The 13,983-nt window shown below is 48.5% G+C and carries 13 protein-coding genes and 3 pseudogenes; 2 read left to right on the forward strand and 14 right to left on the reverse strand.

Translation table 11 applies throughout. The features are described from left to right. Positions 1–3 precede the first annotated feature (3 nt). Positions 4–711, forward strand: a complete 708-nt coding sequence (locus I5P96_RS04265; RefSeq protein ID WP_015536562.1) for a hypothetical protein — start codon at positions 4–6, stop codon at positions 709–711. Positions 712–921: 210 nt separating this feature from the next. After that, entirely contained in the window at positions 922–1,848 is a 927-nt protein-coding gene (locus I5P96_RS04270; protein WP_005924705.1) for a trypsin-like serine peptidase, read from the forward strand. Between the two features lie 776 nt (positions 1,849–2,624). Here the strand turns inward: I5P96_RS04270 and I5P96_RS04275 are convergent. From I5P96_RS04275 to I5P96_RS04340, 14 genes and pseudogenes are all read right to left on the reverse strand, one after another. Continuing rightward, positions 2,625–2,906 (reverse strand): DUF6061 family protein, encoded by a 282-nt coding sequence (locus I5P96_RS04275; RefSeq protein ID WP_015536560.1) that lies wholly within the window; start codon positions 2,904–2,906, stop codon positions 2,625–2,627. A gap of 89 nt (positions 2,907–2,995) precedes the next feature. After that, positions 2,996–3,307 (reverse strand): annotated as a pseudogene (locus I5P96_RS04280) (toprim domain-containing protein); the annotation flags it as partial. Positions 3,308–3,374: 67 nt separating this feature from the next. Beyond that, entirely contained in the window at positions 3,375–4,118 is a 744-nt protein-coding gene (locus I5P96_RS04285; protein WP_117477594.1) for a DUF4366 domain-containing protein, read from the reverse strand. Next, positions 4,102–4,365, reverse strand: coding sequence for a DUF4315 family protein (locus I5P96_RS04290; protein ID WP_097785686.1), 264 nt, complete (start codon positions 4,363–4,365; stop codon positions 4,102–4,104). The genes I5P96_RS04285 and I5P96_RS04290 overlap by 17 nt, the downstream gene beginning before the upstream one ends. 14 nt (positions 4,366–4,379) lie before the next feature. Beyond that, on the reverse strand, positions 4,380–6,113 hold the full coding sequence (locus tag I5P96_RS04295) for a C40 family peptidase (RefSeq protein ID WP_117477593.1): 1,734 nt from the start codon (positions 6,111–6,113) through the stop codon (positions 4,380–4,382). Beyond that, positions 6,110–7,045, reverse strand: a pseudogene (locus I5P96_RS04300) (VirB4-like conjugal transfer ATPase, CD1110 family); the annotation flags it as partial. The gene I5P96_RS04295 and the pseudogene I5P96_RS04300, both read right to left, overlap by 4 nt. Positions 7,046–7,118: 73 nt before the next feature. Next, positions 7,119–8,801 (reverse strand): group II intron reverse transcriptase/maturase, encoded by a 1,683-nt coding sequence (gene ltrA / locus I5P96_RS04305; RefSeq protein WP_223383320.1) that lies wholly within the window; start codon positions 8,799–8,801, stop codon positions 7,119–7,121. A 548-nt stretch (positions 8,802–9,349) separates the two neighbouring features. Then, a pseudogene (locus I5P96_RS04310) lies at positions 9,350–10,819 on the reverse strand (VirB4-like conjugal transfer ATPase, CD1110 family); the annotation flags it as partial. Next, positions 10,791–11,156, reverse strand: coding sequence for a PrgI family protein (locus I5P96_RS04315; protein WP_117506352.1), 366 nt, complete (start codon positions 11,154–11,156; stop codon positions 10,791–10,793). The pseudogene I5P96_RS04310 and the gene I5P96_RS04315, both read right to left, overlap by 29 nt. 13 nt (positions 11,157–11,169) lie before the next feature. Then, positions 11,170–12,036 (reverse strand): VirB6/TrbL-like conjugal transfer protein, CD1112 family, encoded by an 867-nt coding sequence (locus tag I5P96_RS04320; RefSeq protein ID WP_117506353.1) that lies wholly within the window; start codon positions 12,034–12,036, stop codon positions 11,170–11,172. 327 nt (positions 12,037–12,363) lie between these two features. After that, the gene (locus tag I5P96_RS04325; protein ID WP_133303651.1) at positions 12,364–12,741 is read right to left on the reverse strand and encodes a hypothetical protein; all 378 of its coding nucleotides are present in this window, start codon (positions 12,739–12,741) and stop codon (positions 12,364–12,366) included. A gap of 15 nt (positions 12,742–12,756) precedes the next feature. Further along, positions 12,757–13,200: a hypothetical protein gene (locus I5P96_RS04330; RefSeq protein ID WP_015565208.1), complete on the reverse strand. Its 444-nt coding sequence runs from the start codon at positions 13,198–13,200 to the stop codon at positions 12,757–12,759. After that, a complete protein-coding gene (locus tag I5P96_RS04335) occupies positions 13,178–13,660 on the reverse strand; it encodes a DUF3990 domain-containing protein (protein ID WP_117477590.1) in 483 nt (160 codons plus the stop codon). Before I5P96_RS04335 ends, I5P96_RS04330 begins: the two co-directional genes overlap by 23 nt. An 85-nt stretch (positions 13,661–13,745) precedes the next feature. After that, positions 13,746–13,961, reverse strand: coding sequence for a Maff2 family mobile element protein (locus I5P96_RS04340; protein ID WP_055186938.1), 216 nt, complete (start codon positions 13,959–13,961; stop codon positions 13,746–13,748). Positions 13,962–13,983 lie beyond the last annotated feature (22 nt).

The raw sequence follows: 13,983 nt of genomic DNA on the forward strand, positions 1-13,983 counted from the left end.
GTTATGAAGAGGTTCGTATCATTAATTCTTTCAGTGTGTTTTTTGTTTTCGATAAATACTGTGTCTTATGCTGCTAACATAAGCAGCCGTAAAGCTAGCAATCCTGTTATTCAAAGCATGAATGATAAGTATCATGTTGATTTTTCGGGAATGTCGATAGATGAATTAAATAAGTTTATCGATAAGATGAAAGATGAAGATCAAACACGTGCATCTGGAAATTTGTTAAATAATACACAGCTTGCATGGTTGGCAGCTGCGCAAATTGCACGGGATAAGGGATATGAATGTGCGGCTCTTATGGTTGAATTCTCTGTATATAATATTGACTATTCTGAGAGTGTGACGGATTCTTCGACGCCATTGCTTGACAAGTTAAACACGACAACAGTTTTTAATAATTATAAAAACAAAGTACTTAATAGTGGCTTGAAAGATTTTAGTGGAGGAAGTTGGTCTTTTACAATTCAAAAGTCTGATAATGCAGATTTATTCTATGCATTGCATAGGGTAAGCACCTCTGGAACAGGCTTCATGATTGGTAATTCTATAATGTATTACTTGATTACCGTTCATGACACATTTGATTTTGCATATGACAACAACTATGACGACTTGTTTACTACTACAGTGAACAATTGGGCTTGGTTGTGCCAGCAGACGCATGTGTTGAATCCCATAGAGATAAATCTTAGCACGGCTATTGGATAAAAAATCAGTGGTATTTATTTTTTTGCGAAAGTAAAAGTTGAAATCTAAAATAAGGATGGCTCTAACGTATGAAAAATTTTACGGAGGTGTTTCCAATGCAGAGCAACTGATGTATAAGAAATCTTGTGTATACTCTAAAAGTAAAGAAGGAAAATTAAAATAGCTAGTGAAAAAATATCTCGTAGAATTTTTTTGAAAGCAAGTGGGATTGTGGCTCTTTCTTCAATGGAGCTTAACTCTGGGCTGACTGCTTTTGCAGATAATCAAAGTGATGGAAGCAAATCTCATATCGAGAGATACCATAGATACGATTTTGATACAAAAGAAGAATCTATAGAGGAAATTATAGTTGAAACCAATTCCTTCACGGATGGAGAGACAACTGCAGGCTATTTTCCAAATGGAAAGATTTCGGATATTGATCTATCCGATCTGTATGCGATTATCGGAAGCAATGATATCACTGTTGTTGATAATCCAACGGCAACACCATATTGTAGTACGGTATGCCTACAGATAACGACCAATAATGGAGGGACAAATTATGGTTCTGGATTTATGATTGGGCCTAATGCACTTGCAACAGCAGCACATAATCTATACAGTATAAAGGAAAAAGCCTACGTTAAGTCGGTAAATGTCGCACCTGCTCGATCTGATAATAGTAAACCTTTTGGAAGCGAAAATGTATCGGCAAGTTCGATGATTGTTAGTGATTCTTATCTTGCTGGAACAAGTTCGGAGGATTGGGCGATTATTACGCTCAAGAATAATTTAGGAACGAAAACGGGATGGCTTGGGTTACATTGGCAGTCTAGCAATTATTCATCATCACAGTTGGTGTATGCTTATGGCTATCCGAGCCAAATAAATGGTGCCGATGCGAGATATCGGATGTGTAAATCTTCTGGGTATATTAGAAGTCAGACTTCAAAATATCTCAAGGGCGATTGGGATTTGACAGGTGGCTTTAGTGGTGGTCCTCTTGTAGAATATATTTCTGGAGCTGGGTATGTAGCTATCGGAATCCATAAAGATGGAAGCACAATTGATGGTTCTTCATATCCAACTTCTTATACAGGGGCATTGAGAATAACACAATCGCTTTATACGCTGTTCCTTTCATACAGAGGTTGATAAAATGAAATGCAAACGGAAGATTATGGTTGGCATAGCATTTGTGGCAGTGGTTCTCTGCATTCTATTTCAATCGAATACATTCGGAAGAAAAAAATCGGAACTTATAATTGAAGAAGTTGACCTGAAGAACAATTGTATTTATGCGACTGCAAAAAATCAATTATATGATACGGATGACAATTATATAATTTATGGCGTATCAAACTACTTGAAAGGAAATCTTCAGTTGTCGTATCTTAAAGAAGGCGAAAGCATTCTTGTGATATCAAACGGTAAGGTGTTGCTATCAGATCCGTATCAATTTGATAAAATATACAGTATTCAACTGTTGCAATAGCGTTTCATTTTCTCAATAAATAATATAAGCTATTTACAGCTGCCTCCTCTGTTAAGTGGTGGTGCAGTGCTTATTCTCAATAACGATGCGATTGATGAAAATGATAGACCTTTTTGGAATTTAGAATTTTCTCAATAATCAAGCCCCCAAAATGGCAAACTTGAAATCATCGAGAGATACATAAAATATAGGGTTAAATCGACTTTCGTGTCGAAAAAACAAGTGCTAGAAATAGCAAAATCCATTGAATTTTAGAATGACATTTATAAGAAACCAGTAGATTTGCCTGATATTTGTGATTTCTTTGACCGTTGGGCCATTGATTTTGCACTACATTGATTTTGCACTACTATGAGCAAAGGAAAAACTTAAAATAAGCAAACAACCCGCCATTTGCAGCGACTGCAAGTAGCGGGTTGTTTGGCCTATTTTGAGGTTAGTCTTTCAGTTTGCCATGGTCACAGCCAAGTGAGAGATAATGCTCAATCTCACCACTCAGCACAAGCTGGACGCACTCCAAGGGCTTGTTGTATAGTAGCCAATCAAGTTCAGCTCGCTGTGCCGGGGTATTGCCGTATTCGTCCTCGATGGCAAGGCAGTCAATGGCAATGGCAGAGCCATCAGCGAACTGGGCTTCCGCTCGGTTGGTGTCCATATTATAGTGCCAAGAACGTGCTTTTTGAGAACTATTCTGGTCAAAAATTCGATTTTGTTTCATTTGAATGCCCTCTTTGATGCTTTTATGATTTAGTTTTTTGACGAGATGAGGTCTCTTTTTTCTTTCTCTTGAGTCACCCAACCGCACTATCCTGCATCCGTTGCACAGACAATGCTATCCACATCTGGGCGGTCCATCAGCTTTTGCAGGATACCAAACTGCTTTTTGGTGGACGCAGACACCAGATACTGCCACCTTTCCGGCAGGATGGGCAGATCTGCGATGCTCCACTTGACGTATTTGGCATCGTAGATATTGGGCGGAGCAAGCTCCACCAGATGACCCACGCACCAGCTTACCAGATAACCGTTGCCCTCAAGGTAGCCGTCCTGACGGTTGGTGGCACCGAGGACTTTGGCGTAGGACATGGCAACCGAGGGCTTTTCTGCTACAACTAGAATTGAAATAAGCGTTCCCTCCAATCTGTTTTCATTTGGATATGTACGGCGGCAAAATGCCGCCTTGAAATCAGATGGGTTCAGTGTCCTGCTCGTCCGGGGTTTCGTCCTCGTCCGGCACATCGGTAGGGATCTCAAAATCGCCCTTGTCCTCGGTGTAGTTTGCATCGGGGTCGAGGGCTTCTTTTTCGGCTTTTTTCTTCTGCATCTGCTGGTGATAGAAATAGAAGCCGCCACCTGCTGCCAGTGCAATCAGCACCACCACACCCAAAAAGCCGGATGCGATCTTTGTGACCTTGTTTTCCTTGGGCTGTTCCGTGCCGGATGCTGCCGCTTCTTCGGCGGCTTTTTTCGCTTCTTCCTCGGCTTTCAGCCTGTCCTGTTCCGCCTGCGCCGCTGCTTCTTTTTCAGCGGTATAAGCGTTCGCTTCTTCCTCCTCCATCAGGGAAAGAAGGTCGGCTTCGTCCACAAGGTTCATAAAGTGAACGGTCTGCTGCCCCTTGGCGTTGCGGTCAATCACCAGATAGAAAGTCGCACCCGACTTCGACACCAGCGTAATGAACTGCTGACCGCTGCCATCGGAATAGTCGGTGTGGTAATCGTCCACCAGCGTCAAGTTGCCCTCCGGGGTCAGGGCACCGGTCTCCTCATCGGTCACGGTGACTACATCTTCTTCATCGGTGGTAGAAGTCAGGACGGGCTGTTCCACTTCCTCCACAGGCTCACCGCCATAGGCAAAAGCGGGAGCCGCCATGCCAGCGCACAGTGCCACCGATACCAGCAGTGCGCCCAGTTTCTTAATCTTCATCTGCATCCTCCTTCTCGAAAGTTGCACCCACGGCAGACAGCGCAGCAGGGTTCGGGGTGGTGGTGGCAGACTGCCGCAGCAGGGCGGCGAGCTGTTCCGGCGTGACCTTTGCCGTCCGCACCATCTCGTTGACCTCGGCAGAATCTTCCTCCTGAATGCGCCGCTCCAGGATCTCGATGCGATTGTTCAGCTTGATGCGGCGTTCTTTCTCTTTTGCCAGCATCGCCCGCAGTTTATCCGATTTTTCGCTCATAGTAACTTCTCCAATCATTTTGAAAGCCGTCCGAACCCGGCGAGATGCTTCTCCCAGTAGGACGAGTGAATGTTTGCGTACTTGATGGGGTCTCCGGCACTGACCATCATGCCGTTGCCGAGATAGATTCCAGTATGGCTCATGCCGGGGGTGTCATAGGTGCCTTTGAAGAAAACCAGATCACCGGGCTTTGCATCGGCTTCGGAGATGTGCTGGCTCTTGTTCCACAGACCGTTGGCGGTAGTGCGCCCTACATCGTAGCCGTTCTGGTTGTACACCCAGCAGACATAGCCGCTGCAATCAAAACCGGTTTCCGGGGTAGAGCCGCCCCAGACGTAGGGCGTACCCACATACTTTTGCGCCTCCTTGTAGATGGCGGCAAATTCGCTGTCCGTCAGGGCTTCTGCCGGAACCTGATAATCAATACCGGGTGTGCCGGAGCCATCGGAGCCACCGGGCGGCAGTCCGCCGTTGAACAGATACGGTCTGCCGCCCAAGGTGTCCTGAAAGATCTCGTAGCGTTTCCATTGGTCGTTGTCCAGTTCCTCCCGGATGACCACCTCCAAGCCACGGTTCACCAACTTGGTGTGGAAAATCTTGTACTCATACGGCACTTGGGTAGGAACAGGGATACCTGCCGGACTGATGACCCAGACCGTCTTATACCGAATCTGCACCTCCACCCATGTGGTCAGCTTGTACTGCTTTTTGAAGGTCTCCTTCAGCTTGCCCTGCACTTCCGACCGGGTGTAATCATCATACAGAGTGGTCAGGAATGAAGTGAGCTGCCACGGGTCGTGTTCAATGGGGTCAAGGTGGTACTGGTACTCGTTGTAGCCGGGGTGGTCGGTGGGGGTGCGCTTGATCTTTTTATCCAGTTCCTTTTCCAGCTTTTTGTAGTCCTGCTCTGCACCCCAGATGTCCCGATCCTCGGCAGAGTATATGGTCTGCCCGGACACCTGTGTGCCGCCCGAAAAGAGGATACCGCAGGAGGAAAAGCCCGACATCACCATGAGGACGAGCAAAAGAAAAACGCCCACAATCACCAGAACGTGTGCGTTGCCTTTTGCGGCATTCACCAGCCCCTTTACGGCGGTGCTGACGGCAGTTTTGCCCTTTTCTACCGCCTGTTCCACGCCGGACCGGGCAGCAGATGCACCGTTGGATGCCGCTTTGCCACCTGCGGTCTGCGCCGCCGTACCCGACCGGGCGGCAGCATAGTAGCTCTGCCGGATGTCTTGCTTCTGCCGCCATCGGGAAAGCCAGTTGGAACCGCCCTCGCCGGTGCCGGATGCGCCTGTATCTTGTGCCGCAGTTGGCTTCTGCACGGAAGATTTTGCGTTTCTGGCACCCTTCTTGCCCTGCATCTTGGCTTTCCTCTTGAGCTTCCGGGCATAGCGGCTCTTGGAAATATCCCGGACATTTCCTGCCGCCTTTTCGCCCTCGCTCAGCGCCTGCGTGCCCACATTGTCATCCTCGTACTGGTCAACTTCGTGATGCGCCGCAGACCGGGCGGCATGGGCAGCGTACATCTCTCGCTTCTGCGCCTTACTCAACCGGCTCAGTTCGTCCGGGGTCAGTTCCGCCTTGCCAAACCGCAGATGCTGTGCCTTTTCCGCAGCTTTATCTGCATCGGTTTTCAGCTTTTTCTTTTTGGGCACCGTCTGCTCTACCTTGGCTTTTTTCGGGGGAGAACGGGTCTTTTTGGTAGACGATTCCTCTTTGATGTTCAGTTTCGGTTCACTCATTTCTGCGCGCCCTCCGAGACTTCACCCAACTTGGTGGTCATAATGCGGTAGAGTTCCAGATCGGTGGGGAAACGGTCCACAAACGGCAGAATGACATTGCCGAAAAACAGCAGCCCCTCGCCCTCGCCGGAGTGGGTCACGTAGGAAAGCTGATGGGGCGAAATATTGAGCTGCTTTGCGAGGATTTGCCGGTCTCCTGCCGCCTGATTCAGCATGATGATCATGTCGCTGTTCTCGAAAATATTCTCGACTTCACGGGAAGAAAGCAGGTCTTTCACGTTCTGGGTCAGCCCTGTGGGAATACCGCCCCACTTGCGGAAACGCTTCCAGATTTCCACGGAATAAGCGGCGGTCTGCTCCTCTTTTAAGAGGAGGTGCATCTCGTCCATATAATACCGGGTGGACTTGCCGCTGCTGCGGTTTGCCGTGACACGCCCCCACACCTGATCCTGCACAATGAGCATACCGAGCTTCTTCATCTGCTTGCCCAGCTCCTTGATGTCGTAGCAGACGATGCGGTTATTGACGTTCACATTCGTGCGGTGGTTGAACAGGTTCAGACTGCCCTTGACGTAGATCTCCAGAGCCGTGGCAACATGGTGGGCTTCTTTTTCGTCCTGTTGGAGCAGGGCATTGTACAAGTCCTCAAGGATGGGCATATTCTCCGGGCAGGGGTCCGCAAAATATTTGCGGTAAATCAGATGCACACAGCGGTCAATGACGGTTTTCTCCACCGGCAGCAGCCCTTCCTTGCCGCCCACCACCAGTTCGCACAGGGAAAGGATAAAGTCTGCTTTCAGGGACAGGGGATTATCTTCCTCGGAGTAGTTGGCATTGATGTCCATCGGATTGATGAACTGGGTGCTGTTGGGCGAGATTTTGATGACCTGACCTTTCAGCCGATTCACCAGCGGGGAGTAATCGGCTGGGTCAGCGGTGTTACCACCGCCTTCCCGCCTAAGAACCGTACGTGACAGTTTCCCATCATACGGCTCAAGCATTTCATCACTTTTTCAAGCGGTTCTCAGCATAAATTCGCTGACAGGCGCAATGAACGTAGCGCATATTACGAACATCTTTCACGCCAGTCTTTGCTTTTGGTGCAAGGTAGAAGATCTCTCTTTCTTCCGTTACATCCATCGGCATTCCGCAGTGGTAGCACAGCCCGTTCTGGTTTTTCCAAATCATCTTGAATTTTCCAGTCAGCCGGTGCATTCCTTTATCGAATTTCCTTTTTTGGAAATACGCCTCATTGAGGAACGGATTTGCAGTAGCTTTTATCTTGGTATGTCGCACAATGGCTGTGCTGTCCACCCGTATCAGCTCCTTGTTTTCCGTAGAGAACACCCAGTTCCGATTACCGACACGATGCCAGTATCTCGTGGAAATCCACCACTTGTTCTTCTTTGGGTGCCGTCTTTTAGCCCATCGCCACAGCAGTTCGTACAGGACGTAGTCCAGATGCGCGAACGCATCACTTGCGCATACGGACTGGTGGTAATTAGTCCAACCTCGAATTTGTTCATTCAACTTCATAATCAGAACATCTTGCTGCCACGCTTTTCCTCTGCGGAGAATCGTGTCAGAGATATTGGAAACGATAGCCTTGACCGCCTTTTGGGAAGGCTTGATAATCAGCTTTTCGTTATACTTTCTGAAGTTCCAGCCGAGGAAGTCGAAACCATCGTCAATGTTGGTGACAACGGTCTTTTCATCAGAAAGTTCCAATCCGCGTTCAGCGAGAAACTCTCGAATCAGCTCCTTTGCTTCAAGAGCCAGTTCAGGTGTTGCCGCTGTGACCACAAAGTCGTCTGCGTAGCGGACGAAGTTTACTTTGTGGGCATTCTTAAATCTTGAATCGACCTTACCGAGCGCGTTTGTGTGAAAGCGTTCGACCAGCTTCTTCTCGATACCATCCAGCGTCATGTTCGCCAGAATGGGGGAGATAATACCACCTTGCGGAGTTCCTTCCTCGGTAGGAAAGAGTTCGCGCTGATAGATAAATCCCGCCTTTAAGAACTGCTTCAAAATGTTCTTGTCCATGGGGATGTTCGCCAGAAGCCAATCATGGCTGATATGGTCGAAACAACCTTTGATGTCACCCTCCAAAACCCACTTCGGAGAAATGTGCTTGCGCGACAGTGCATTGAACAGATATTCGCAGGCATCCTGTGCGCATCTTCCTTTTCGGAAACCAAAGGATTTCCCATCTGCTGTTGTTTCCGCCACCGGCTCCAGTGCCAAAGCATAGAGAGCCTGCATTGCGCGGTCATACATTGTAGGAATGCCCAATGGACGCTTTTTCTTCTTGTCCTTCTTTTCGATATACACTCTACGGAGAGGACGCGCACGATACCCTTTATCTGTCAGCGATAGAACCGCTTTCATTTTCTTCGCCGGGGTGTTCCAAAGAACACCATCCACACCGGGAGTCTTGCGCCCATCGTTGGTAACGACACGCTTAACAGCCAGTGCTTTGGCGTAAAAGGAATGTGTCAGAAGATACTGAAGTCGTTTTACTGCGTTGTAGTTTTTTTGCTGAGTTGCCTTGACAATCCTGATTTGTAGCCTGTTGACTTCCTGCTCTGCCTTATGCCAGTCAATGTTTTTCCATTGGGCACTCAACATAGCTTCGTCCGACAGCTTCTCAGAAGTTTTACCTTCCGTCGTTGAATACTTATCGTTCACAGGGATACCTCCAATCTTGCCATGAAATACCCGGAATAAGTCAGCACCTTTTCAGGTCAGGGCAAATTTTGAACCCCTATGCTCACCGTTGCAGTGAACCGTTCGCTTTTTATTCCATCTCATACCCTCTGCACCGTTTCTCCCTCTTGCGAGGTCGATACCTTTATTAAAGGAGTGCATAGGGTTTTCCACGTTCCGCGTAATGCATAATTCATGAATGCCTTAGCCGCCATCTTTGAACCGGGAGGATTTGTGTCCATTTGCTTCGGGGTAGCGAAAGGCCCCTCGGCCACCTCCAACACCTTTTGGTGTAGGTGTATCAGCCTTATTTCACCTATTCCCTGTAACGATCCTTACGATGGTTCACATTACATTCGACATAGCATTCTTTACCCTAACGGTACGTCTGCTTTTAGGCTGGCAGATTTCCCATATTGTCCTGTGAGCTTCCCAACGCCGGCTTTTGACCAGTGCAGGTCACAGTAGGGTTACTCCAAATGGATAGAGTAGCGTTTACACGCAATATATTACGCGACTTCGTGTCGCACTTCGCCTTCGGGATCGTTCACAATAATATCATCATCCGTCACCAGAAAGGCGTTTGCAATTTCACGCTTTGCTGAGAAACTTTTGCCGGAGCCGGGAGTACCCAAAATCAGGCCATTGGGGTTCTTCAACTTCTTCCGGTCCACCATGATAAGGTTGTTGGACAGGGCGTTCAGGCCGTAATACAGGCTTTCTTTGCCAGACTGGTACAATTCCTGTGTGGTAAAGGGGATGAAGATGGCAGTGCTGCTGGTGGTCAGTCCCCGCTGAATCTCAATCTGGTTATCCGCCAGCGGCAGACTGCTCATCAAGCCCTGCTCCTGCTGGAAATCAAGGCGGCACAGGTTGCAGTTGTGCTTCTGGGCGATGGAGCTAGCCTGAAAGACGTTGTTTTCCAGCTCCTGCTCCGTGCGCCCGGTGTTCAACACCAGAAAAGTGACGAGGAACATCCGCTCGTTCTGGCTCTGCAACTCTTTGAGCAGGGCTTTCGCATCCCGTCCGTAAGTTGCCAAATCGGACGGGATGATGTCAATATCATACCCGGCACGGATTGCTTTTTTCTGCTCCTCAATCTTGCTGCGGTCCAGTTCCGTGATGGTGCGCTTCACCGTCTTGATGGCTTTGTTCTGGTCAACAGACTGGATGTGCATCGTAACGATCTGGGAAGAATCCATATCCAGAAAATCCTTCAAAAGCTGGTCGCTGATGTCGGATGCCGTGATGCTCAGAAAGCTGGCGGCGCAAAAGATACCTCCCATCTGGAAGGAGCGGCTGTTCTTGAACGCAAAGGCGGTAGGCGCAATGGCATCCTTCACGGAAAGCCCGCTTTTCACAAGGTCTTTCCAGTCAAAGTGAAACTTGCTTGCACCGTCCATGTTGAACATATCGTGCATGAGTTTCAGCCGCTGGGCACCGTTCAGGGGCTTTGCCTGCACACCCAGCCGATGAAAATTATTCAGCAGGTCATTCTGGATGTGGTCGAGCCGGGGCTTGACCTGCGCCATGCTTTCGCCCTCCACACCAAAGGTGATGAATTTGGTCTTGGTCAGACCATTATTGCCCTTGGCAAGCTGCTGGCGCAGCATCTGGCTGTACTCCGCACGCACATCGTCAAAGCCGTCCTTCTGGAACGGGATGCGGATGCTCTTTTCAAACTCGGTGCTGTCGGTTGCCATGTTCACAAAGGACAGCTCAAATTTGATGCTGGAATCGAAAAAATTCAGAAAACTGCACCATTCCTCGAAAATGGCGGTCTTGTCCTCCTGCTGGGCAAGCTGGTAGTTGATGTCCTGATACTGGATGGTACGAGTGTAATAGTTGGGCTTCACCCTGCAGGTGCCATCCTCAAACATCCGCTGCATGGGGATGGACTGCTGGGCGGTTCGGGGCATAGCAGGCTTTGCGTTCTGCCTGCGCTTCTGCGCAGACTGCGGCTTGCTGTGCTTACCGGTCTTTTTCCAAAACGGGATCATGGGTCATGCCTCCCTTCATCAAAATCGCATAGTAATTGTTAGTCTTGTAGGGGCGGATCTTCGGGCGGACAAACCGGGACTGCACATAGTACGACAGCAGCTTTTCCAAAGGCTGGCCGTTCTTTTCGTACATCCCAAGGAAGAACGCCGGCAGCATCACCGCCATCATACCGAGGGTGGCAGCAGTGTTGCCGCCGGAATCCCGGAGAACAAAAAACAGCGGCACTCCAATGAGAGCCGCTGTGCCAAAGCAGACAAGCTGCCGTTTGGTCAGGTTGAACGCCACTTTGGATTTGACCTTGGTCAAATCGCGGGGAACGGAAATATACGCAGCCAATCAAACACCTCCTTTAGTGCGCTCCGAGGACGGATTTCGTCACCGAGCTGGTCTTGAACAGGCTGAAACAGAGCAGAACGGTGTAGCCCACAATGCTCCAAATGGAGTTGATGGCATCCCCGGAAATCGCTACCGACTGTATCAGCACGGCGTAAATCGCCACGCAGATGAGGATGAGAAAGCCCTGAAAACCCAGTGCAAACAGGCATTTCAGATAGTTCTGCCCCATGTGGCTCTGCTCGTGGTTGCCGAAGGTCGCCATGGGGATGGGCGCAAGGCTCACCATGCAGTAAATTTCAATCATTCTTCCGTAGACGATGACGAAAATCACGATGGACAGGATGCGCATGGTAATGCCGATGAAGAAGGACTGCAAAAACAGCCCGAACAGGGGGCCGACATCCATCTGCATCAGGCTGGATTGCAGCATGGACAAGCCAATGTCGTTGACACGGGTATTTCCGGCAATGATGCTGCTGGAATCGGATACCACCTTTTGGGTGACATCGAACACCGCCATCACGATGTCAAAAGTATTGCTGATGAGCCACACCGAAATAGCAGTCTTAAAAATCCAGCGCATGATGAGGGCAGGCTCAAACTGTGCCATATTGTTGTGCTGGGTAATCATCTCGATCAGTTCGTAACAGGCGATAAAGGTCAGGATGATGCCTGCAATGGGCAGCACCACGTTCCGGGACAGCGATTCGATCATGGCGAACACCCGTGGCTCAAAGCTGGAGGGCTTGGTGCCCACCTGCTGTGCGATGTTGCCCACTTGGGTGTTCACATCATCAAACAAGCCGGAGAGATTGGACATAATGCCTGCCGTCAGGATGCCTTTGATCCAGTCGGCAATGGCTTTGAGAACGGTTTCCATTCAGTCACCGTCCTTAGCTGAAATGGTTGATAAGGGTCTTGAGGAGATTCAGGAGAAAAATAATGTGGGTCAAAAACTGCATAATAGCACCGCCTTTCATGGATGGGTGGATAAAAACGCGGCTTGGAGCACGGACATTTAATAAAACTGCAAGCTGCAGAGGGCTTTCCGCTGCTGCTCAAGCCGCCGTATGGAACAATGCCCTCATTTCATCTATCATTTTTGATTGATGAATGATAGATGAAATGATATGAGCAAACACAAAAAGTGTTCGACGGAAACAAAAAAGCCGACTGCTTTTCGGCAATCGGCAAATCATAATCAAAGCTATATAGCTGTTTTTATAAGTCGGCGAACAGGAACCTTATGATAAACATCAAGGATGCGTTTTTCTCCATTTCGCCAAAAGGGGTTCATATAATAACAATCGCATTCTTTACAATACCAAATGTATTCAGCTTCTCCGTTGATCTCTAATGTGAATGCCTTCATTTTTAGAAGCGGATGCCACGGGCAATGTTTCTGAAGCTTTTCTTTTTGACGATCAGCTTTGCAAAGTCCAAAAAGCTTACCACATTTTAGAGGGGGCGGATTAAACTTAAAACGACTATCAATGGGATTTTCTATATAATCATTGAAGTTTGATAATCCAAGTTGATTGAGAGGTCTATAATGAAGCCCTGCATTATGTTGATTTTTTGCCATTATAACAATCCTTTCTCAAGCAAGCATTTTGCCCTCCAGATAGGAGCAGCGGAGATAATCAGGATTGGTGTAGTATACGTTGGAATTGAAATCGGAGATCTCATCCGTGATAAACGACGAAAAAACATCCAGAATTGCCTGTGCAGCATCTTCATCTTTCATGGTGGACAGCACCAGCCCCTGATACAGCATTCCGATGGAGGTTGCAGAAGGGACCGTATAGCGGCACTCCGCAGCAGTATCAAAATCCCCATCCGGGATGTTGAGATCTTCAATCAGCTCATCTGAAACCTGCTCAAAGGACAGACAGTGGTTTACTTCTGCCAGCCGGAGCTGCCGTTCGATGCCGGCTTTTGTGAAGTGACGAATCACATCCTGCCGATGATTTTTGGTCTTACGGGCGATGGTCTCGATCAGGCTGCAAACGTAGAGAACATCATTTTTCTGCTTTTCGGTCATGGATGGATTCACTCCTCTCAAAGGTCAGGCAGTGCAAAGCGTTTACGGTATGAAAGCTGATCTGGTGTGTTGGATGCTTGAACTTCGCCAATGCCCAAAATGCTTCACGGCTGATCTGCCCGGACGTAAATCCATTGACATAGTCCCAGATGGTGTCATCTGCCATGGGACCCTCCACAATATCATAGGGATGGGTTTCGCCTGCACGACATTTTGCAATGAAATCCAGCCATTCGTCCGACATTTCAGGGAAACGCAGGATTTTCAGGTCAGGATTCTCTACATAGCGATAGACGTTCACAATACCATCGGCAGAACGGCGGTCTGCCCAGCGGTAGGCTTGTTGATAGCTGTTCGTGCAGTAGAATCCCCAAGAAAAGTCCTTTGTATACCGTGTGATGCGGATTTCGGGATAGACAACTTCTTCTTTACTGCCATGATACAATAAAATCTCGCTCATCTGCTTCACCTTCTCTATGTGAGATCGTTACTATGGCTTTCCTTATTATAAATATGTACCGGGCGGCAATCGCCGCCCGCTGTTCTTAACCGAACAGACCGCTCAGCAGGGGAATCAGGGTAATGCCCACCAGAGCAACGCCGCCGCCAGCCATGAGCTGCTTCATGCCCTGACTCTTGCTGCCGGGGTTGTCGTTACCATAACCTTCCAGCAGGTTGATGGCACCCCAAACGCCGAGACCGGCACCCAGAGCGACAACCAGAGTCTGAAGAACTTCGATAGCAGAGTTGAAGAATTCCATAGTCTTTTCTCCTTTATTATAA

Source organism: Faecalibacterium prausnitzii (assembly GCF_019967995.1).
Lineage (GTDB): Bacteria > Bacillota > Clostridia > Oscillospirales > Ruminococcaceae > Faecalibacterium > Faecalibacterium prausnitzii_E.

What these genes read in the sequence shown, in the direction of transcription:
- I5P96_RS04320 (WP_117506353.1), bottom strand. Translation starts at nt 12,036, where the DNA reads ATGGAAACCGTTCTCAAAGCCATTGCCGACTGGATCAAAGGCATCCTG.
- I5P96_RS04340 (WP_055186938.1), bottom strand. Translation starts at nt 13,961, where the DNA reads ATGGAATTCTTCAACTCTGCTATCGAAGTTCTTCAGACTCTGGTTGTC.
- I5P96_RS04330 (WP_015565208.1), bottom strand. Translation starts at nt 13,200, where the DNA reads ATGACCGAAAAGCAGAAAAATGATGTTCTCTACGTTTGCAGCCTGATC.
- I5P96_RS04290 (WP_097785686.1), bottom strand. Translation starts at nt 4,365, where the DNA reads ATGAGCGAAAAATCGGATAAACTGCGGGCGATGCTGGCAAAAGAGAAA.
- I5P96_RS04265 (WP_015536562.1), top strand. Translation starts at nt 4, where the DNA reads ATGAAGAGGTTCGTATCATTAATTCTTTCAGTGTGTTTTTTGTTTTCG.
- I5P96_RS04285 (WP_117477594.1), bottom strand. Translation starts at nt 4,118, where the DNA reads ATGCAGATGAAGATTAAGAAACTGGGCGCACTGCTGGTATCGGTGGCA.
- I5P96_RS04325 (WP_133303651.1), bottom strand. Translation starts at nt 12,741, where the DNA reads ATGGCAAAAAATCAACATAATGCAGGGCTTCATTATAGACCTCTCAAT.
- I5P96_RS04275 (WP_015536560.1), bottom strand. Translation starts at nt 2,906, where the DNA reads ATGAAACAAAATCGAATTTTTGACCAGAATAGTTCTCAAAAAGCACGT.
- I5P96_RS04295 (WP_117477593.1), bottom strand. Translation starts at nt 6,113, where the DNA reads ATGAGTGAACCGAAACTGAACATCAAAGAGGAATCGTCTACCAAAAAG.
- I5P96_RS04335 (WP_117477590.1), bottom strand. Translation starts at nt 13,660, where the DNA reads ATGAGCGAGATTTTATTGTATCATGGCAGTAAAGAAGAAGTTGTCTAT.